Below are 19,121 nucleotides of genomic sequence, written 5' to 3' on the forward strand. Positions count from 1 at the left end.
TCTGAGCTCACTCTGGCAGGTTAGCGAAGCGGTCCGACTAACCTGGACCCATGCCGCATCCGATCATGTTCGGAGACGACGACATGGGCCTCGCGGAGCTGCGCCGGATCGCCCTGGCGCTGCCCGAGGCCGTCGAGAAGATCTCCCACGGTCGCCCGACCTTCAGCGCCCCGAAGATGTTCGCCGTCTACGGCGGATCGTCCAAGGTCGGGCAGGCCAATGGTGAGATGGTGCGCTATCCGTATTCGGTCCTGTTGAAGATCGACGAGTCCGAACGGCGCGCGCTGGAACAGGATCGGCGGTTCTTCTTTCCGATGTATCTGGGTCCGTTCGGCTGGCTGGGTCTGAACTTCGAAGCAGCACAAGTGAATTGGGACGAGGTGGGCGAGCTCGTCGATGCCTCGTATCGGCTGCAGGCGCCCAAGCGGCTGATCAGGGAGCTGGATTCCCGCTAGAGCGCTTCCGGATCCTGGGCGAAGCCGTCGGCCGTCTTCTGGCACAGCCCGATGGCTGTCTTCGCCCAGGCTGCGGCGGCACCGGCCAGTCCGCAGGCGGGCGTGACGCCGACGCGGTCGCGCAACACCGCGCGAGCAAAGCCGAGCCGATCGGTGACCGCCGCCGCGGCCCTGGCCACCTCCTCGACGGCGGGTGGTTTGACCGGCGCCGTCGTGGGCACCACCCCGAGCAGCACCGTGCGGCCCGACTCCACGAACTCGCCGATGCCGTCCAGATCTGTCGGCGCCAGCACCGATACGTCGACCGAGACCGCCTGGATACTGCTGCGCTGCAACACCTTCCACGGCAGATCGGTGGCGCAGCAGTGCACGACGGCCGGCCCGGCGCCGGCGCAGCGGTCCAGCAGTTCGATCGCGACGCTCTCGTCCACCGGATGCACGGGGGTCATGCTGGTGACGCCGGTGAGCCGGCCGGCCAGCGCGACCGGCAGTGACGGTTCGTCGTATTGCACGACGACGGCGGACCCGAGCCGGCGGGCCACCTCCGCGGCGTGCAGCGTCATCCCCTCGGTCAGCGAGTCGGTCAGGTCGCGCAGCGCGCCGGCGTCGGTGATGGCCCGGTGACCGTTGCCGAGCTCGAGCTGCGCGGCCAGCGTCACCGGACCCGGCGCCTGCACCTTGACCACCCGGTCGGACGAGCCGGGTCCGGCGGTCTCCCAGGCCTCTTCGAGCGCGTCGATGTCCTCGCGCAGCAGACTGGCCGCCCGTCGCGACACCGCCCCCGGCCGGGCGGCGATGCGGTAGCCACGCGGCACGGTGTCGACGGCGATGTCGACCAGCAGGGCGCCGGCCCGGCCGATCATGTCCGCGCCCACGCCGCGGCCGGGCAGCTCCACCAGGTGCGGCATCCGGTGCAGTTCTCCGATGACGATCTCGGCGGCCTCGCGGGCCGACGTGCCGGGCCAGGAGCCGATACCGGTGGCACCGGCGAATGTACTCATGGGTGAACCGTATTGGATGTCATGCTCGTATCCACGGGGGCATGACGACATCGAACCTTCGACCTGGAGCGCGACAATGACAACCTCGACGAGCTATCGGCTCCTGCAGATCGCCCTCGCCGTGTTCGGCACGGTGATGATCCTGCTGTATCCGCTGGCCGTGGTGTGGCCGTCGGGGTGGGCCTGGCACCATGGATCGCCTTATCAATCCGACTATTTCATGATGATCGTCGGCCTCTATGTGACGCTCGGACTCTTCCTGTGGAACGCGGCGCGACAACCGGAGGCGCACATCAGCCTGATCTGGTTCGCCGCGGTTTCGAGCGCGGTGCACGCCGTGGTCATGGCGGTGGAATCGTTCCACGGTGCGCACCACATGGGACACCTCTGGGGCGACGTGCCGGCACTGCTCATCGCGGCCGTGGTGCTACCAGCGCTGATGTGGTCGTCCGGCGTCGCGCGCGGTGTCACACCCGCAGCACGGTAGGTCCCAGCACCTCGTACCGGCGGGCGTCGGCAGCGGGCAACTCGGTGCCGGTGACGATCGCCTCGAAATCGGACACCTGCGCGAACCGGCAGAAGCTCGCCTCCCCGAACTTGGAGTGGGCGGCCGCCAGAATCGGACGCCGCGCCACCCGGACCGCCGTGGCCTTGACGGCCGCGACGGCGGGATCGGGTGTGGTGAGCCCGTGTTCGAGCGAGATCCCGTTGGTGCCCAGGAAAGCGACGTCGATCACCAGGCCGGCGAGCATGTCCACCGCCCAGTGGTCCACGGTGGCCAGCGTGCGGCCGCGCATTCGCCCGCCGAGCAGCAGGACGGTGACGGACGTGCTGTGCGCCAGCGCCTCGGCGACCAGCAGCGACGAGGTCACCACGGTCAGCTCCCGTTCGGCGATCCGTTCGGCGATCAGCCGCGGTGTGAATCCCTCGTCCAGGTAGACCGTCTCGGCGCCGTGCAGCAGATCCGTTGCCGCCGAGGCGATCCGGTGCTTCTGCGCCAGGTCGACCTGACTGCGGTATTCGACACCGGACTCGAACGCCGCGGTCTCCAACGGCACCGCTCCGCCGTGGACCCGCTTGAGCAGCCGCCGGCCCGCCAGCGCCTTCAGGTCGCGACGGATGGTCTCGCTGGCGACGTCGAGTTCGTCGGCCAGCGCGTTGACCTCCACCCGGCCCCGGGTGCGGGCGAACTCGACGATCCGGTTCTGCCGGGTGTCTGAATCCACTTGCGTCACACTACTTGTCGCTACTTGTCGGAGACGACGAGGATCTCCTTGATCTCTTCCGGAGTCCGGGCGGCCCGCAGCCGCGCGACCTCGTCGGGCTTGATGAACACCTGGGCGATCTGGTTCAGCAGCGCCAGGTGGTCATTGCCGGCACCGGCGATCCCGACGACGAACTCGGCGGGCTTGCCGTTCCAGTCGATCGGCGCGGGGAACCGGACGAACGAGATGCCGGTGCGCCGGATCGACCCCTTGGCCTCGTTGGTGCCGTGCGGGATCGCCAGGCCGTTGCCCATGTACGTCGACACCGAGCGCTCCCGGTCGTGCATGGCGTCGACGTAGGTCGGGTCGACCGCACCGGCGGCGACCAGCAGCGCACCGGCCTCGGCGATGGCCTCGTCGCGGGTGGTGGCCGTCCCGGTCAGTCGGATCGAATCCAGGGCCAGCACTTCGCCGGCCGGCGCGGCCTCGTCCTCCACCGCGGCGGGCGCCTGCGCACCCGCGTTGGTGCGGCCCAACAGCTCGACGACCTCGTCGTAGCGCGGACTGTTCATGAAGTCGTCGACCGACACGTGCGTCGCCGACGGGGTCCGCTGCTGGGCCCGCGCGGTCAGGTCCCGGTGGGTGACGACGAGGTCGTAACTGTCGGTGAGATTGGCGATCGACTGGTTGGTGACCTTGACGTCGCCGAAGCCGGCCTGCTGGATCTTCTTGCGCAACACCGACGCCCCCATCGCCGAGGAACCCATTCCGGCGTCGCACGCGAACACGATATTTTTCACCGGACCGTGCTGGGCGCCCACCAGGGCCGAGGCGACGCTGGACTTCTTGCCCTTGAGCGCTTCCATGTCGGCGGTGGCCGCGTGCAGGTCGCCGTCGTCGTCGGCCCGGTCGGTCTTCAGCAGCAGGGATGCCACCAGGAACGACACCCCGGCAGCGCCGAGCACCGACAGGGTGACACCCAGGAAGCTGCCGGATGCGGTCTGTGCGTAGACGGCGATGATCGATCCGGGGGCGGCCGGCGCGCGCAATCCCGACCCGAACAGCACGTTGATGAAGACGCCGGTCATGCCGCCGAGGATGGTGGCCGCGATCAGCTTCGGCTTCATCAGCACGTACGGGAAGTAGATCTCGTGGATGCCGCCGAAGAACTGGATGATCGCCGCGCCGGGCGCCGACGCCCGGGCGATTCCCTTCCCGAAAACCATGTACGCCAACAACAATCCGAGGCCCGGCCCCGGGTTGGCCTCGAGCAGGAACAGGATCGACTTGCCGGTCTCGAGCGCCTGGGTGGTGCCCAGCGGCGTCAGCACACCGTGGTTGATGGCGTTGTTGAGGAACAGCACCTTGGCCGGCTCGATGAACAGCGAGGTCAGCGGTAGCAGGTCGTGGTCCACCAGGAAGTCGACGGCGTTGCCGGCGGCGTGGGTGAAGCCCGACACGATGGGCCCGATCCCGAAGAACCCGAACACCGCGAGGATCAGCCCGAGGATGCCGGCCGAGAAGTTGTCCACCAGCATTTCGAAGCCGGGCCGGATCTTGCCGTCCCACACCGCGTCCAGTTTCTTCATCAGCCAGCCGCCGAGCGGGCCCATGATCATCGCGCCCATGAACATCGGCACATCGGCGCCGGCGACCACACCCATGGTGGCGATCGCGCCGACGACCGCGCCGCGGGTGTCGTAGACCATCTTGCCGCCGGTGTAACCGATGAGGATCGGCAGCAGGTAGGTGATCATCGGGCCGACGATGCCGCCGCTCTCGAACGAGCCCCAGCCGCCGATCTTGGCGACCCAGCCGTCGGGATCCTGCAGTCCGTGGAACAGGCCCGGCAGCCAGCCGGTCTTGATGAACAGGGCGGTGATCAGGCCCCAGGCGATGAACGCACCGATGTTGGGCATGACCATGTTCGACAACGCCGTGCCCAGCTTCTGGACCCGCACCCGGGCGCCGACCCGGGGCTCTTGCACAACTGCGACCTCGGACAACTCGATCAACCTCCGTACTAGTCCATCCCGAACCCGGGCGACGACCGGTGATGCCGGTCACATGTGGACAAGTACAACCCATAAACGGGCATCAGCGCAAGCATTCGGGCAAAAATGGGCAGTCCATTTGGTGGATTTATGCCCGATTCGCCGTTAGAGTGCTGGGCAACACACCGGGACATACGAGAGGATCCGCAATGAAGGCCCTGCGCTTCTACGCACCGGAGGACATCCGCCTCGAGGACGTTCCCGAACCGACCTGTGCTCCCGACGAGGTCAAGATGCGCGTCCGGAACTGCTCGACCTGTGGCACCGACGTCAAGATCTTCTACAACGGCCATCAGAACCTCAGCCCCCCGCGAACCATCGGCCATGAGATCGCCGGCGAGATCGTCGAGGTGGGCGCCGACGTCAACACCACCTACGGCAGCGACTGGAAGGCCGGCGACCGCGTCCAGGTGATCGCCGCGGTGCCCTGCGGGGACTGCTACGAATGCCGTAAGGGCTGGATGGCGGTGTGCCAGAACCAGACCTCGATGGGCTACCAATACGACGGCGGCTTCGCCGAGTACATGATCGTGCCCCGACAGGTTCTCAAAGTCGATGGGCTGAACCGCATTCCGGACAATGTCGGGTTCGACGAGGCGTCGGCGGCCGAACCGTTCGCGTGCGCCATCAACGCCCAGGAGTTGCTCGGCATCGAGGAGGGCGACACCGTGGTGGTGTTCGGCGCCGGCCCGATCGGCTGCATGCACATCCGGATCGCGCGCGGCGTGCACAAGTGCGGCCCGGTCTATCTCGTCGACGTCAACGCCGAACGGCTGCAGATGTCGGCCGACGCGGTGTCCCCCGACGAGATCATCGACGGATCCCAGGTCGATGTGGTGGAGCGGGTCATGGAGCTCACCGGCGGCCGCGGCGCCGACGTCGTGATCACCGCGACGGCCGCCAATGTTGCTCAGGAGCAGGCGATTTCGATGGCCGCGCGCAATGGCCGCATCTCGTTCTTCGGCGGCCTGCCCAAGACCGACCCCACCATCACGTGCGACTCGAACCTGGTGCACTACCGGCAGTTGCACATCCACGGCGCCAACGGTTCGGCGCCCGAGCACAACAAGCGTGCGCTGCAGTACATCTCGACCGGCCAGGTTCCGGTCAAGGATCTGATCACGCGGCACATCCCGCTGACCGACGTGCTCGACGCCTTCACGATCGTCAAGAAGGGTGAGGCCATCAAGGTCACCGTGGAGCCGTAGGTCCCCACCCGCGCCGAGAGTGATGTTGTTGTACACATCGGCCGAGTGACCCGGTCAAGAGTGTGACTCTCGGTGCCCCTCGCCGTCAGGCGATGGTGGCGCTGGCCAGCACCTCGTCACCGGCCCCGGCGTCGGGGCGGTAGAGCACCAGGGTCTGTCCCGGCGCCACCCCGCGCAGCGCTGACCGCAACCGCACTCTCAGCGATCCGTCGGCCAATTCCGCTGTCGCAGGCACGATCTCACCGTGCGCGCGCACCTGGACCTCGCACTCCACCGGCGCCGCGAACGGCTGGCCCGCGGTGAACACGGGCCGCTGACCGGCCAGCTCCCAGACGTCGAGATCCTCGACGTAGCCGACCCGCACGGTGCCGGTGCCGGCATCGATGTCGGTGACGTAGCGCGGCCGGCCGTCCGGCCCGGGACCCGCGATACCGAGGCCCTTGCGCTGCCCGATGGTGAATTCGTGAACGCCGTTGTGCTCGGCGAGCACCGCTCCCCCGGCGTCCACCACGGCACCCCGGCGCACGCCGATCCGCGCGCCCAGGAAGGCCTGGGTGTCACCGGAGGGGATGAAGCAGATGTCGTGGCTGTCCGGCTTGGTGGCCACGGCCAGTCCGCGCTGCGACGCCTCGGCGCGGATCTGCGCCTTCGGGGTGTCTCCGATCGGAAACACCGCGTGCCGCAACTGTTCTGCGGTCAGCACGGCCAATACGTAGGACTGGTCCTTGTCGCGGTCGACCGCCCGGCGCAGCCGGCCGTCGGACAGCCGGGCGTAGTGCCCGGTGGCCACCGCGTCGAATCCCAGGGCCAGCGCGCGGGCCGACAACGCCGAGAACTTGATCTTCTCGTTGCAGCGCACGCACGGGTTGGGGGTCTCGCCCCGGGCATAGGAGTCGACGAAGTCGTCGATCACGTCTTCCTTGAAGCGGTCCGCGAAATCCCAGACGTAGAACGGGATCCCGAGAACGTCTGCGACGCGGCGGGCGTCGCCGGCGTCCTCCTTGGAGCAGCAGCCGCGCGACCCGGTGCGCAAGGCCCCCGGTGCCGACGACAACGCCATGTGCACACCGGTGACGTCGTGACCGGCGTCGACCATGCGGGCCGCGGCCACCGAGGAATCCACTCCGCCGCTCATCGCGGCAAGCACCCGCATCAGGCTCTCCCGGCACTCGCCAGGGCCGCCTGCCGGGCCCGCTCGACGGCGCCGGGCAGCACCTCGACGGCGGCGTCGATGTCGGCCTCAACGGTGGTGTGGCCCAGGGACAATCGCAGCGAACCCCGGGCGGTCGCCGGATCCGCACCCATGGCCAGCAGGACGTGCGAGGGCTGCGCCACGCCGGCCGTGCAGGCCGAACCGGTGGAACATTCGATCCCGTTGGCGTCCAACAACATCAGCAGCGAGTCGCCCTCGCAGCCACGGAAGGTGAAGTGGGCGTTGCCCGGCAGCCGGTTCTGCCGCGCCCCGTTGACGACGACGTCCTCGATCTCGGCGAGCACACCGTCGATCAACTGATCCCGCAGGCCGCGCAACCGCGCCGCGCTGTCCGCCAGGCCGTCGACGGCGATCCGGGCCGCGGTGGCCATGGCGACCGCGCCGGCGACATCCGGTGTGCCCGAACGCACGTCACGCTCCTGGCCGCCACCGTGGATGAGTGGCACACACGCGACATCGCGGCGCAGGAGCAGCGCACCCACGCCCGTCGGACCACCGAACTTGTGCGCGGCCACGCTCATCGCCGCACACCCGCTGGCCGCGAAATCGACGGGGATCTGCCCGACGGCCTGGACGGCGTCGGTGTGCAGCGGGACGTCGAACTCGGCGGCCACGGCGGTCAATTCGCCGACCGGCATGATCGTGCCGACCTCGTTGTTGGCCCACATGACAGATACCAGCGCGACCTCTTCGCCGTGCTCCTCGAGCGTTGCGCGCAGCGCCCCCGCCGTCACCGAACCGTCGGACTCGGTGGGCAGGAACGTGACGACGGCACCTTCGTGTTCGGCGAGCCAGCCCAGCGCGTCCAGGACGGCGTGGTGTTCGACGGCGGTGGTGATGATGCGGCGCCGGCGTGGCTGCGCATCGCTGCGCGCCCAGTAGATGCCCTTGACCGCCAGGTTGTCGCTCTCGGTCCCACCGCCGGTGAAGATCACCTCCGATGGCCGCGCACCCAGGGCCGCCGCGATGGACTCCCGCGACTCCTCCATCCGACGGCGCGCGGTGCGACCCGCGGTGTGCAGTGACGACGCGTTGCCGACGGTGCCGAGGACAGCGGCCATCGCCTCGATGGCAGCAGGCAACATCGGGGTGGTGGCGGCGTGGTCGAGATACACCGGACGGGCGGGACTCATGGCCTGTCCAGGGTACCCGCAGAAGCCGGGCCGGCCGACCGGCCGGTCAGGCCACCAGCGCGTGCCCGGGCGTGCGATCGGCCGGTTGCGCATCGCGGACGGCGACCTGGCAGCGCTGGGCCAGTTCGCGGCGATCGGCACTGGGCAACTGCAGCGAATCGACATGGACGTGCACGACGGTCCGCCGGGCCGTCACCATCCGGCAGATCGACGACCACAGGGTGTCGTCGCCGATGTAGGCGGGCACGGTCGATGCGCTGCCGTCCCGGTGGTGGTAGGTCAGACACAGCGGCTGCACGGGCCTGGCGGCGTCGATGGCGGCCTGGAACATCGCCGGCCGGAAGGGGCCGTAGCCCAGTCCGCACCACGTGGTGCCCTCGGGGAAGGCCACCACGGTGTGGCCGGCACGCAGCCGGGCCGCCACGGCATCGACCACCGCCGGCAGCCGACGCAGGCTGCCGCGCTCGATCGGGATCACCTTCATCAGCCGGGCCAGGACACCGAAGGCGGGCCAGCTGATCAGTTCCGCCTTGGCCACGAACGATCCGGGCAGCACCGCGCCGATCGCGAAGATGTCCACCCACGAGATGTGCCCGCTGACCACCAGCACCCCACGCAGGTTGCGAATCGGGCCGCCCGACACCGTGATTCGCACACCCAGACAGCGCAGCACCAGCCGGCAATAGCCGCGCTGGATGTGTGAGCGACCGGGCAACGGCACCACCAGCAGGGGCAGCGCCGACAGCAGCGGCAACACTCCCAGCACCCGCAGCACCACCCGGAACGTGACGGCTGCCCGCGCACCGGCCGGCGCCGCACCGGCGCGCAGGCAGCCCTCGTCGCACGAGGCGCTGGGCAGCCAGGGATTGGCGGTCGTCACGACACCAGCTCCGTCGCGGCCGACACCGACCGCAATCGCGTGAGATACCGGGTGTCGGCGTTCCGTTTGTCCAGGAGCGCCGGGAAATCCGCCACGCCGAAGTCCGGGTCGTGGGCCGGTTCGCCGCACACCTGGGCGCCCAGCCGCAGGTAGCCGCGCATGAGAGCCGGAACCTCGGGTCGGGCCGGCGGTTCGATGGCGTCCAGGCCGCGGCCGTCGAGCAGCACCGGCCGGTAGGGGTAGACGGTGCGCTCCGGCGGCGCGCAGTGGCGGCGGCCCACGAAGTCGCGCACCCCACGTACCTGTGTGCCCGCGGGCGTGAGGCCGGTCGGGTCGTGGGTGGGTACCGATACGCAGCCGGTGACGTATTCGTAGCCGCTGTGATCGAGGTAGGCCAGGATGCCGGCCCACATCAGCAGGACCACCGCGCCGTTGCGGTGCTCGGCACGCACCACCGCCCGGCCCATCTCGACCAGCGACGGCCGCAGCGAATCCCAGCCGCTGACCTCGAATTCGGTTGCGGTGTAAAGACTTCCAGCGGCAATCGCACCCGGGGGCGGCAACATCCGGTAGCAGCCCACCAGTTCTCCGCTGTTGTCCTCGCGGACCAGCAGGTGATCGCAGTGCTCGTCGAACCGGTCGGCGTCGCGCCCGTCGGGTGAGGCGGGCAGCGCGAATCCCGGTTCGGTGCTGAAGACGTCGTGACGCAGCCGCTGGGCCGCGGCGATCAATTCCGGATCTCTCGACAGCAGCAGGGTGTAGCGGGGCGCACCGCTGGAATCAACGGGCCGGTCGGCGGGGTCGGCGGCTATGAGTACGGAAGCAGTGCTCATGACCTGCAGGTTCGACCAGCCAATCGGCGTGACGGCAATCGGCGCGTGACGTGTTCGTGAGCGTCAGGTGAATACGAGTTCACCCGCCGAGCAGACGCAAAGGTCCCCATTTCCCGAGGGAAATGGGGACCTTTGCGTCTGCTCGCGGCGGAAAGCGGTCAGCCCTTGCGAGCCTTGACGGCCTCCGTCAGCTGCGGGGTCACGTTGAACAGGTCGCCGACGATGCCGTAGTCGGCGATCTCGAAGATCGGCGCTTCCTCGTCCTTGTTGACGGCGATGATCGTCTTCGACGTCTGCATGCCGGCCCGGTGCTGGATGGCGCCCGAGATGCCCAGGGCGATGTACAGCTGCGGGGAGACGGTCTTGCCGGTCTGGCCCACCTGGAACTGGCCCGGGTAGTAGCCGGAGTCGACCGCGGCACGCGACGCGCCCACGGCACCGCCCAGGGCGTCGGCGAGCTCCTCGACCACCGAGAACTTCTCGGCGCTGCCCACACCACGACCACCGGAGACGACGACGGAGGCTTCCGTCAGCTCCGGACGGTCACCGGCGACGACGGGCTCCCGCGCGGTGATCTTGGTGGCGTTCTCCGCGGCGGCGGGCACCTCGACGGTGACCTGCTCGCCGGCGGCGGCGGCCGGGGCCGCCTCGATGGCACCCGGGCGCACGGTGATCACCGGGGTGTCGCCGTTGGCCTGGGCCTCGACGGTGAACGCGCCACCGAAGATGGAATGAACACCCACCGGGCCCTCGCGGACCTCGATGACATCGACCAGCAGACCCGAACCGATGCGGGCGGCCAGCCGGCCGGCGATCTCCTTGCCGTCGGCGTTGGCGGCAATCAGCACGCCGGCTGGGGCGACGGACTCGGCCAGCGCGGCCAGCACGTCCACGTAGGGGGTCACCAGGACGTTGTCGACGTCGGCCGACTCGGCGACGTAGATCTTGGCCGCACCGGCAGCCGCGAGATCCGCGGCCAGGCCGGCGGCGGTGCCGGGGGCACCCACCACGACGGCGGACGGCTCACCGAGAGCCCGGGCCGCGGTGATCAACTCGGAGGTGACCTTCTTCAGGGCACCGTCCGCATGCTCGACGAGCACAAGTACTTCAGCCATTGTTGTTCAGCCTCTTAATCTTTGGGGTTCAGGGGATATCAGATGAGTTTCTGACCGACCAGGTACTCGGCGATCTTGCTGCCGCCGTCGCCTTCGTCGGTGATCTTCTCGCCCGCGGTCTTCGGCGGCTTCGGGGTGGCCGACAGCACGGTGGAACCGGCGTTCTCGCGGCCGACCTCATCCGCCTCGACACCGATCTCGCCGAGGCTGAGCACGGCGACTTCCTTCTTCTTGGCGGCCATGATGCCCTTGAAGGACGGGAAGCGCGGCTCGTTGATCTTCTCGTTGACGCTCACGATGGCCGGCAGCGATGCCTCCAGGGTGAACACGCCGTCGTCGGTCTCGCGTTCGGCGGTCACCTTGCCGCCCTCGACGGTCAGCTTGCGCACGTGGGTCAGCTGCGGCAGGCCCAGGTACTCGGCGATGATGGCCGGCACCGCGCCGCCCACGCCGTCGGTGGCCTCGTTGCCGGCGATGACCAGCTCGGTGCCCTCGATGGTGCCCAGCGCGCGAGCCAGTGCCCAGGCGGTCTGGATGACGTCGGAGCCGTGCATGCCGTCGTCCTTGAGGTGGACGGCCTTGTCGGCGCCCATCGACAGGGCCTTGCGGATTGCCTCGGTGGCGCGCTCCGGGCCGGCGGTCAGCACGGTGACCGTGCCGCCCGCGTCACCCTCACGCTCCTTGATCAGCAGCGCTTCCTCAACGGCGCGCTCGTTGATCTCGTCCAGCACCGCGTCGGCGGCCTCACGGTCCAGCGTGAAGTCACCGTCGGTCAGCTTGCGCTCCGACCAGGTGTCTGGGACCTGTTTGATCAGGACCACGATGTTCGTCATGACTCTGTTTCGTCCTCCTCGACGGGCCCCGCGCGGCGCGAACCGACACAGGGTGCTTGGCCATTTTGGGATCCCCCGGCAATGTTACTAGTCAGTAACTTATGGGGGTTCGCTCGTACACCATAACCGGTCGTCCTGCATGTTCAGCCCGCCCATACCTGGCACGCGTTAGCCTGCCTTCCAATGAGCGCATTCGTTACCGACGGACCGACCGACGAGAAACCCGCTTCCGGGGGTTCCCCCAAGCGGGTTGACACGCTGCCCCTGACCGGTGAGCGCACGGTTCCTGGCCTGGACATCGAGAACTACTGGTTCCGCCGGCACGAGGTGGTCTACCAGCGCCTGGCGGACCGTTGCACGGGCCGTGACGTGCTGGAAGCGGGATTCGGCGAGGGCTACGGGGCCGATCTGCTGGCCGGGGTGGCCCGGCGCGTGACGGGCGTGGACTACGACGACTCGGCCGTCGCGCACGTGCGGGCCCGGTATCCGCGCGTGGAGGTGCTCCAGGGGAATCTGACGGACCTGCCGCTGCCCGACGCGTCGGTGGACGTCGTGGTGAACTTCCAGGTCATCGAGCACCTGTGGGATCAGTCACAGTTCGTGGCCGAATGCCGGCGGGTGCTCCGGCCCGGCGGCCTGCTCCTGATGTCGACGCCGAACCGGATCACGTTCACCCCTGGCAGCGACACCCCGGTCAACCCATTCCACACCCGCGAACTCAACGCCGCCGAGCTCACCGAGCTCCTGGCCGACGGGGGCTTCGAGATGGAACGCGTCCAGGGCGTTTTTCACGGCCCCGCGTTGCGCGCCATGGACGCCCGGCACGGCGGATCGATCATCGACGCGCAGATCGCGCGGGCGCTGGCCGACGCACCCTGGCCGGACGATCTGCTGGCCGACGTCACCGCCGTCCGCACCGAGGACTTCGAACTGCTGGAGAGCGGACGCAACAACTGCAATATTGATGACAGCCTGGACCTCGTGGCGATCGCGGTGCGCCCGTGACCGAACCCACTCCCGGACTCTTCAGTCTGGTCCTGCATACCCACCTGCCATGGCTGGCCCACCACGGCCGGTGGCCGGTCGGCGAGGAATGGCTCTACCAGTCCTGGTCGGCGGCCTACCTGCCGCTGATGCGGGTGCTGCGCACGCTGGCCGCCGAGGATCGCACCGGCCTGGTGACCCTGGGCATGACGCCGGTGGTGACGGCCCAGCTCGACGATCCCTACTGCCTCGACGGCATGCACCACTGGCTGGCCAACTGGGGTCTGCGCGCCCAGGAGGCCACCACTCTTCCGTCGGAAGCGTTGCGCACCTTCGGAATTCGCGAACGGGTCGAGGCCGACCGGGCCCTGGCCGACTTCGAGACGCTGTGGCGACACGGCGCCAGTCCCCTACTGCGCCAACTCATCTCGGCCGGCACGGTCGAATTGCTCGGCGGCCCATTGGCACATCCGTTCCAGCCGTTGCTGAATCCGCGACTGCGCGAGTTCGCGCTGCGCGAGGGCCTGGCCGATGCCCAGCAGCGCTTCGCGCACACCCCGGTGGGCATCTGGGCGCCCGAGTGCGCCTACGCCCCGGGCATGGAGCACGGTTACGCCGATGCGGGTGTCGGGCACTTCATGGTCGACGGGCCGTCGCTGCACGGCGATACCGCACTGGGCCGGCCCGTCGGTGACACCGGCGTCCTGGCGTTCGGCCGCGACCTCCAGGTCAGTTACCGGGTCTGGTCGCCGAAGTCCGGTTATCCCGGGCACGCCGCCTACCGGGATTTTCATACCTACGACCACGCCACCGGACTCAAGCCGGCGCGCGTCACCGGTCGCAACGTGCCGTCGGAGGAGAAGGCGCCCTACGATCCGCAGCGCGCCGACGCCGCGGTCGACGCGCATGTCGCCGATTTCGTCGAGGTGGTCCGGCGCCGGCTGCGCACGGAGTCCGAGCGCATCGGTCGCCCCGCGCACGTGATCGCCGCTTTCGACACCGAGTTGTTCGGGCACTGGTGGTACGAGGGTCCGCTCTGGCTCGAACGAGTCCTGCGGGCCCTGCCCGCCGCGGGCATCGAGGTGGGCACCCTGTCGGACGCGGCCGCCCGCGGGTTTGTCGGCGGCCCCGTCGAATTGCCGCCCAGCTCTTGGGGTTCCGGCAAGGATTGGCAGGTCTGGTCCGGTGAGCAGGTGGCCGATCTGGTCCAGCTGAACGTTGAGGTGGTCGACACCGCGCTGGCATGCGTGGACAAGGGGCTCGCGCAGGCCGGCGGAGCTCCGGCCCGAGATTTCGTGGCCGATCAGATCCTGCGGGAGACGCTGCTGACGGTGTCCAGCGACTGGCCATTCATGGTCAGCAAGGACTCCGCCGCCGACTACGCGCGCTATCGCGCCCACCTGCATGCGCACGCCACCCGGGAGATCGCCGACGCGCACGCGGCGGGCCGGCACGACACCGCCGCCCGGTTGGCCGAGGGCTGGAACCGCGCCGACGGGTTGTTCGGCGCCCTGGACGCCCGGCGGCTGCCCCGATGAAACGACCCCCCATACTCCGCGAGCGTGCGTGTTCGTACGCAACACGCCGCGCACATCTGTACAAATGCGGACGCTCGCGCCAACAGGGGACGGCCCGATGAAGATCCTGATGGTGTCGTGGGAGTACCCGCCGGTGGTGATCGGCGGGCTGGGGCGGCACGTGCACCACCTGGCCACCGAACTGGTCGCCGACGGACATGAAGTGGTGGTGCTGTCCCGCCGGCCCACCGACACCGACCCGAGCACCCACCCGACCGTCGACGAGGTCAGCGAGGGCGTGCGCGTCGTCGCCGCGGCCCAGGATCCGCATGAGTTCACCTTCGGCGACGACATGATGGCCTGGACGATGGCCATGGGGCACGCGATGACGCGCGCCGGCCTGTCGATCAGGGACTGGCGGCCCGACGTGGTGCACGCCCACGACTGGCTGGTGGCCCACCCCGCGATCGCGCTGGCCGAATTCTTCGATGTGCCATTGGTTTCCACCATCCACGCCACCGAGGCCGGCCGACACTCCGGCTGGGTCTCGGGCGCGGTCAGCCGGCAAGTGCACGCACTCGAGTCCTGGCTGGTGCACGAGTCGGACTCGCTGATCACCTGCTCGGCCTCGATGCGCGAGGAGATCACCGCACTGTTCGGCCCGGGACTGTCCGAGACCACCGTGATCCCCAACGGGATCGACACCGACGGTTGGCCGTTCGCCATGCGCCGCTCCCACGCCGAACCCACCGAACCGACCGAACCCGCCGAACTGCTGTACTTCGGCCGGCTCGAGTACGAGAAGGGCGTGCACGACGCGATCGCCGCGCTGCCCCGGATCCGGCGCACCCATCCCGGCACCACCCTGACCGTCGCCGGCGACGGCACCCAGCTGGATTTCCTGGTCGAACAGGCCCGTCGCCACAAGGTGCTCAAGGCCGTGAATTTCATTGGCCGGGTTGATCATTCGCAGTTGCTGGAACACCTGCACCGCTGCGATGCCGCGGTGCTGCCGTCGCACTACGAGCCGTTCGGAATCGTGGCGCTCGAGGCCGCGGCCACCGGCGCCCCGCTGGTCACCTCGACCGTCGGGGGCCTCGGCGAGGCCGTCATCGACGGTGTCACCGGGACGTCGTTCCCGCCGCGCAACCTGGCCGCACTGGCCACCGCGGTGCGCACCGTGCTCGACGACCCGGCCGCCGCGCAGACCCGCGCGCTGGCCGCCCGCGACCGGCTCACGTCCGACTTCTCCTGGATGACGGTGGCCGATCACACCGCGCAGGTGTACCTGGCCGCCAAACGTGCCGAGCGCCAACCACAGCCGCGCCGCCTGATCGTGGAACGGCCGCTGCCGGACTACGGTTAGCGGGCGGCCTTCTTGCGTTCGATGTCGGCCAGCGCCGCGGCCAGCTCGGCGCGCTGGGCGGCGGTGGTCTCCCAATCCAGCTTGCGGTTGCGCACCACCTTGGCCGGTGCGCCGACCGCGATCGAATAGTCCGGGATCTCCCCCTTGACCACGGCGTGGGCGCCGAGCACGCAGCCGCGCCCGATGGTGGTGCCGCGCAGGATGGTCACCTTGGCCGCGATCCAGGTGTCGGGGCCGATGCGCACCGGACTCTTGACGATGCCCTGATCCTTGATGGGCAGTTCGATGCTGTCCATCCTGTGGTCGAAGTCGCAGACGTAGCACCAGTCGGCCATCAGCGCGGACTCGCCGAGCTCGATGTCGAGGTAGGTGTTGATGACGTTGTCGCGGCCCAGCACCACCTTGTCGCCGATCCGCAGGGAACCCTCGTGGCAGCGGATGGTGTTCTTGTCGCCGATGTGCACCCAGCGACCGATCTCCATCTGGGACAGCTCGGGGGTGGCTTGAATTTCTACGCCCTTGCCCAGGAAGACCATGCCGCGCGTGATGATGTGCGGATTGGCCAGCTTGAACTTCAGCAGCCGGTAATACCGGACCAGGTACCACGGTGTGTAGGCCTTGTTGGCCAGCACCCATTTGAGCGAGTCAACGGTCAGGAATTTCGCCTGACGTGGGTCTTTGAGTCGCGATCCGCGCCAGCGTTTGTGCAGCGGCGCACCCCACATGGTCGTCATGGCCGGAAAGCCTACGCGAGGCTCGGAGGGCGACGGGATACCCACGGGATACCCTCAAGGTGCCGGAATCACCGGCACGACCAGGAGGGAACGGCACTGGTGCTTCGGCGACTCGTCGCGCTGGCGTCCTCGGCCCTGGTTGTCTCCGTTCTCAGCGGCTGCCACGGCACCGATTCGTGGGTGGATGCCGCCCCGGCCGGCGGTTGGCCCGCGCAGTACGCCGACGCCGCCAACCGCAGCTACACCGGCACCGCCGGCGCGCACGAGCTGACGCTGGACTGGACCCGCTCGGTCAAGGGCGATCTGGGCGCGGCTGTGGCCCTGGGGTCCGACGGCTACCTGGCGGCCAACGCGCAGACGGCGGGCGGCTGCTCACTGATGGTGTGGGAGAACGGCAATCACGGCCGGCAACGGTGGTGCACGCGGTTGATCCAGGGCGGCGGCTTCGCGGGCGCGCTGTTCGACGGTTTCGACAACCTCTACGTCGGTCAGCCCGGCCTGATCATGTCCTATCCGCCGACGCAGTGGATCAGGTGGCGTGCCCAGGTGATCGGCATGCCGATGACGCCACGCCTGCTGGGCGACAACCACCTGCTGGTGGTGACCCATCTGGGTCAGGTGCTGGTGTTCGACGCCCATCGCGGGGTGGTGGCCGGCAATCCGATCGATCTGGTGGGCGGCATCGACCCGACGGACTCGACCCGCGGCCTGGCCGACTGCGCGCGCAGCGGGCCGGAGTGCCCGATCGCCGCGGCGCCCGCGTTCTTCGCCGGCACCGGCACCATCGTCGTCCCGGTCTGGCAGCCCGGTGAGCCGCACGCGACGCTGACCGCGCTGCACTACCAGAACGGCCGGGCGCCGATGCTCGGTCGCTCCTGGACCGCCGACGCCGTGGCCGGTGGTGTCATCGCGGCGCCGGTGTTCTCCCCCGACGGCGCCACGGTGTACGTCAACGGGCGCAACCGGGCGCTGTGGGCGCTCAACGCCGCCGACGGCAGCGTGAAATGGTCTGTGCCGCTTGACTTCCTGGCACAGACGCCGCCGACCGTCGGACCCGGCGGGCTGATTCTGGCCGGCGGCGGTCCCGACACCGAACTGGTGGCGGTCAAGGACGCCGGCGATCACGCCGAGGAGGTCTGGCGGCGCGGCGACGTCCATCCGCTGACCACCGCTGCCCAGGCCGGCCGCGACATCGCCTACACGGTGATCGACGAGACCCAGGGCGACGAGCGGCGCATGTCGCTGCTCGTGTTCACGCCCGAGAACGGGCAGACCGTCAACACGTATCCGCTGCCGGACGCAACGGGGTTCCCCGTCGGGATCTCGGTCGGGCAGGACCGCCGGGTGGTGGTGGCCACCAGCGACGGTCAGGTCTACGGATTCGCCGCGGCCGGCTGACTCACCAGGGTTCGTCGTCGGGTCCGAGGTCCCATTCGTCGACGCGGGGGGCCGCGGACTCGATGCTGCGCGCCTGGTTGCCGCCGGCCCGGCGGGCCGCGGTCATCTCGGCGTGCGCCAGTGCGATCAGGGCGTCGAGCGTCTCCTCGGGCGGAAGCTCGGCCAGCGCCCGCAGCGGGGTGCACACCACGCCCATGCTCGCCGTCAGCCGGGGCGGTGTGGTGGCGATGGCCCCGCGCACCCGCTCGACCAGCGGTGAGGCGTCCGCGGTGGCGAAGGTGTCCGAGATCAGGAACTCCGAGTCGCCGCTGCGCGCGACAACCGCGTCACCCCGCGTGGTTTCACGCAGTGTCTGGGCAACCGCGACACAGGCACGATCCCCGGCCTCGGGCCCCTTGGTGTCGGCCAGCAGCAGGTAGTTGTCGAGGTCGATCAGCACGATCGTGAGGTAACGATCATCGAGCCGGCCGCGGACCGAGAACAGCTCCCCGGTCCGCCGGTAGAAGGACCGCCGGTTCAGCAAGCCGGTCAGGGGGTCGATGTCGCTGTTGGGTTCGTCGACGTCGAGCAGGCGCATCAGCATGTGACCGGTGAACGGGACCAGGACGTAGGCCAGCCACACGGACACCGCCGCGCACACCGCCAGTACGGGGTCGCCGTGCATGGCCACCCGCACCGCCAGCGTGATGGTGATGGCACAGGCCAGTATCGCGTTCAGGGTCAGGAAGCGGGCGCTGTGGAAGAAGGCGATGTAGATCGCCAGTGCGGCGAACGCGGTACAGCCCAGCAGACCGGCAACCGGCAGCGACTGGATCAGGCACGACACGGCGATGCAGATGGCCGAGGTGGTCACGTAGAACAGCGAGCGCTGTTTGGAGGGCCATCGGCCGCGCAGCCACATCCCCGCCTGGATCAGGGTGACGACCGAGATCACCAGCGCGAGGACGGTGCCGGTGCGACCGTGCGGACCGGCCGGGCTGGCCAGCATGACGACCGGGATCAGACCGAACCCGAAGGTCACCAGTCCCATCAACCGGCAGGTGTGGGTCTGCACCGAGCGGGCGGTCAGCAGCGCCGTCAACCAGTAGTAATGGTCGGACCGACGCCACCAGGACAGGGCTCCCCCCATCACGGACTCCCCCAACACCCTGTCATCCACCACCCCTGCCCACAGCTAACGCAAATCGGTTAC

18 protein-coding genes are annotated in these 19,121 nt (G+C 69.1%); 7 read left to right on the forward strand and 11 right to left on the reverse strand.

Annotation, left to right across the window (positions count from 1 at the left end; genetic code table 11):
* Positions 1 to 50 precede the first annotated feature (50 nt).
* The gene (locus tag U0R18_RS06855; RefSeq protein WP_526367193.1) at positions 51 to 455 is read left to right on the forward strand and encodes an MmcQ/YjbR family DNA-binding protein; all 405 of its coding nucleotides are present in this window, start codon (positions 51 to 53) and stop codon (positions 453 to 455) included.
* On the opposite strand, the gene U0R18_RS06860 is transcribed toward U0R18_RS06855, so the two are convergent.
* Positions 452 to 1,456 (reverse strand): uroporphyrinogen decarboxylase/cobalamine-independent methonine synthase family protein, encoded by a 1,005-nt coding sequence (locus U0R18_RS06860; RefSeq protein WP_526367195.1) that lies wholly within the window; start codon positions 1,454 to 1,456, stop codon positions 452 to 454. The genes U0R18_RS06855 and U0R18_RS06860 overlap by 4 nt on opposite strands.
* 76 nt (positions 1,457 to 1,532) lie before the next feature.
* Between U0R18_RS06860 and U0R18_RS06865 the strand changes: the two genes are divergently transcribed.
* Positions 1,533 to 1,943 (forward strand): DUF6632 domain-containing protein, encoded by a 411-nt coding sequence (locus tag U0R18_RS06865; protein ID WP_526367197.1) that lies wholly within the window; start codon positions 1,533 to 1,535, stop codon positions 1,941 to 1,943.
* On the opposite strand, the gene U0R18_RS06870 is transcribed toward U0R18_RS06865, so the two are convergent.
* Together U0R18_RS06870 and U0R18_RS06875 are read right to left on the reverse strand one after the other, a co-directional pair.
* On the reverse strand, positions 1,924 to 2,682 hold the full coding sequence (locus U0R18_RS06870; protein WP_526367199.1) for a DeoR/GlpR family DNA-binding transcription regulator: 759 nt from the start codon (positions 2,680 to 2,682) through the stop codon (positions 1,924 to 1,926). The genes U0R18_RS06865 and U0R18_RS06870 overlap by 20 nt on opposite strands.
* A gap of 20 nt (positions 2,683 to 2,702) precedes the next feature.
* Positions 2,703 to 4,649: a PTS mannitol transporter subunit IICBA gene (locus U0R18_RS06875; protein ID WP_526367201.1), complete on the reverse strand. Its 1,947-nt coding sequence runs from the start codon at positions 4,647 to 4,649 to the stop codon at positions 2,703 to 2,705.
* Between the two features lie 215 nt (positions 4,650 to 4,864).
* Here U0R18_RS06875 and U0R18_RS06880 point away from each other — a divergent pair, with 215 nt between their 5' ends.
* Positions 4,865 to 5,923: a zinc-dependent dehydrogenase gene (locus tag U0R18_RS06880; protein ID WP_526367203.1), complete on the forward strand. Its 1,059-nt coding sequence runs from the start codon at positions 4,865 to 4,867 to the stop codon at positions 5,921 to 5,923.
* 85 nt (positions 5,924 to 6,008) lie between these two features.
* Here the strand turns inward: U0R18_RS06880 and mnmA are convergent, their stop codons facing one another.
* From mnmA to U0R18_RS06910, 6 genes are all read right to left on the reverse strand, one after another.
* Entirely contained in the window at positions 6,009 to 7,076 is a 1,068-nt protein-coding gene (gene mnmA / locus U0R18_RS06885; protein WP_526367205.1) for a tRNA 2-thiouridine(34) synthase MnmA, read from the reverse strand.
* The gene (locus tag U0R18_RS06890) at positions 7,076 to 8,269 is read right to left on the reverse strand and encodes a cysteine desulfurase family protein (RefSeq protein ID WP_526367207.1); all 1,194 of its coding nucleotides are present in this window, start codon (positions 8,267 to 8,269) and stop codon (positions 7,076 to 7,078) included. Before U0R18_RS06890 ends, mnmA begins: the two co-directional genes overlap by 1 nt.
* A 46-nt stretch (positions 8,270 to 8,315) precedes the next feature.
* Positions 8,316 to 9,149 (reverse strand): lysophospholipid acyltransferase family protein, encoded by an 834-nt coding sequence (locus U0R18_RS06895; protein ID WP_526367209.1) that lies wholly within the window; start codon positions 9,147 to 9,149, stop codon positions 8,316 to 8,318.
* The gene (locus U0R18_RS06900; protein WP_526367211.1) at positions 9,146 to 9,982 is read right to left on the reverse strand and encodes a GNAT family N-acyltransferase; all 837 of its coding nucleotides are present in this window, start codon (positions 9,980 to 9,982) and stop codon (positions 9,146 to 9,148) included. Before U0R18_RS06900 ends, U0R18_RS06895 begins: the two co-directional genes overlap by 4 nt.
* Positions 9,983 to 10,140: 158 nt before the next feature.
* Positions 10,141 to 11,097 (reverse strand): electron transfer flavoprotein subunit alpha/FixB family protein, encoded by a 957-nt coding sequence (locus tag U0R18_RS06905; protein ID WP_526367213.1) that lies wholly within the window; start codon positions 11,095 to 11,097, stop codon positions 10,141 to 10,143.
* Between the two features lie 38 nt (positions 11,098 to 11,135).
* Positions 11,136 to 11,930: an electron transfer flavoprotein subunit beta/FixA family protein gene (locus U0R18_RS06910; RefSeq protein ID WP_526367215.1), complete on the reverse strand. Its 795-nt coding sequence runs from the start codon at positions 11,928 to 11,930 to the stop codon at positions 11,136 to 11,138.
* Positions 11,931 to 12,113: 183 nt separating this feature from the next.
* Between U0R18_RS06910 and U0R18_RS06915 the strand changes: the two genes are divergently transcribed.
* The 3 genes from U0R18_RS06915 to U0R18_RS06925 all read left to right on the forward strand — a co-directional run bounded on the left by U0R18_RS06915 (position 12,114) and on the right by U0R18_RS06925 (position 15,797).
* On the forward strand, positions 12,114 to 12,935 hold the full coding sequence (locus U0R18_RS06915) for a class I SAM-dependent methyltransferase (RefSeq protein ID WP_526367217.1): 822 nt from the start codon (positions 12,114 to 12,116) through the stop codon (positions 12,933 to 12,935).
* The gene (locus tag U0R18_RS06920) at positions 12,932 to 14,452 is read left to right on the forward strand and encodes a 1,4-alpha-glucan branching protein domain-containing protein (RefSeq protein ID WP_526367219.1); all 1,521 of its coding nucleotides are present in this window, start codon (positions 12,932 to 12,934) and stop codon (positions 14,450 to 14,452) included. The genes U0R18_RS06915 and U0R18_RS06920 overlap by 4 nt, the downstream gene beginning before the upstream one ends.
* Positions 14,453 to 14,549: 97 nt before the next feature.
* A complete protein-coding gene (locus tag U0R18_RS06925) occupies positions 14,550 to 15,797 on the forward strand; it encodes a glycosyltransferase family 4 protein (protein ID WP_526367221.1) in 1,248 nt (415 codons plus the stop codon).
* Here the strand turns inward: U0R18_RS06925 and U0R18_RS06930 are convergent.
* Positions 15,794 to 16,531 carry an acyltransferase gene (locus tag U0R18_RS06930; protein ID WP_526367223.1) on the reverse strand — a complete coding sequence of 246 codons (738 nt, stop codon included), beginning with the start codon at positions 16,529 to 16,531 and terminating at the stop codon, positions 15,794 to 15,796. The two genes, U0R18_RS06925 and U0R18_RS06930, sit on opposite strands and share 4 nt — an antisense overlap.
* A gap of 120 nt (positions 16,532 to 16,651) precedes the next feature.
* Here U0R18_RS06930 and U0R18_RS06935 point away from each other — a divergent pair, with 120 nt between their 5' ends.
* The gene (locus U0R18_RS06935) at positions 16,652 to 17,929 is read left to right on the forward strand and encodes a BamB-related PQQ repeat family beta-propellar protein (protein WP_526367497.1); all 1,278 of its coding nucleotides are present in this window, start codon (positions 16,652 to 16,654) and stop codon (positions 17,927 to 17,929) included.
* 1 nt (position 17,930) lies between these two features.
* Here U0R18_RS06935 and U0R18_RS06940 read toward each other — a convergent pair whose 3' ends face one another.
* Positions 17,931 to 19,058 carry a GGDEF domain-containing protein gene (locus U0R18_RS06940; protein WP_526367225.1) on the reverse strand — a complete coding sequence of 376 codons (1,128 nt, stop codon included), beginning with the start codon at positions 19,056 to 19,058 and terminating at the stop codon, positions 17,931 to 17,933.
* Between the last annotated feature and the right edge of the window lie 63 nt (positions 19,059 to 19,121).

The sequence above is a fragment of the Mycobacterium sp. genome, from assembly GCF_046330795.1.
Classification (GTDB): Bacteria; Actinomycetota; Actinomycetes; order Mycobacteriales; family Mycobacteriaceae; genus Mycobacterium.

What these genes read in the sequence shown, in the direction of transcription:
- U0R18_RS06910 (WP_526367215.1), bottom strand. Translation starts at nt 11,930, where the DNA reads ATGACGAACATCGTGGTCCTGATCAAACAGGTCCCAGACACCTGGTCG.
- U0R18_RS06915 (WP_526367217.1), top strand. Translation starts at nt 12,114, where the DNA reads ATGAGCGCATTCGTTACCGACGGACCGACCGACGAGAAACCCGCTTCC.
- U0R18_RS06880 (WP_526367203.1), top strand. Translation starts at nt 4,865, where the DNA reads ATGAAGGCCCTGCGCTTCTACGCACCGGAGGACATCCGCCTCGAGGAC.
- U0R18_RS06860 (WP_526367195.1), bottom strand. Translation starts at nt 1,456, where the DNA reads ATGAGTACATTCGCCGGTGCCACCGGTATCGGCTCCTGGCCCGGCACG.
- mnmA (WP_526367205.1), bottom strand. Translation starts at nt 7,076, where the DNA reads ATGCGGGTGCTTGCCGCGATGAGCGGCGGAGTGGATTCCTCGGTGGCC.
- U0R18_RS06855 (WP_526367193.1), top strand. Translation starts at nt 51, where the DNA reads ATGCCGCATCCGATCATGTTCGGAGACGACGACATGGGCCTCGCGGAG.
- U0R18_RS06925 (WP_526367221.1), top strand. Translation starts at nt 14,550, where the DNA reads ATGAAGATCCTGATGGTGTCGTGGGAGTACCCGCCGGTGGTGATCGGC.
- U0R18_RS06865 (WP_526367197.1), top strand. Translation starts at nt 1,533, where the DNA reads ATGACAACCTCGACGAGCTATCGGCTCCTGCAGATCGCCCTCGCCGTG.
- U0R18_RS06900 (WP_526367211.1), bottom strand. Translation starts at nt 9,982, where the DNA reads ATGAGCACTGCTTCCGTACTCATAGCCGCCGACCCCGCCGACCGGCCC.
- U0R18_RS06890 (WP_526367207.1), bottom strand. Translation starts at nt 8,269, where the DNA reads ATGAGTCCCGCCCGTCCGGTGTATCTCGACCACGCCGCCACCACCCCG.
- U0R18_RS06905 (WP_526367213.1), bottom strand. Translation starts at nt 11,097, where the DNA reads ATGGCTGAAGTACTTGTGCTCGTCGAGCATGCGGACGGTGCCCTGAAG.
- U0R18_RS06930 (WP_526367223.1), bottom strand. Translation starts at nt 16,531, where the DNA reads ATGACGACCATGTGGGGTGCGCCGCTGCACAAACGCTGGCGCGGATCG.
- U0R18_RS06940 (WP_526367225.1), bottom strand. Translation starts at nt 19,058, where the DNA reads ATGGGGGGAGCCCTGTCCTGGTGGCGTCGGTCCGACCATTACTACTGG.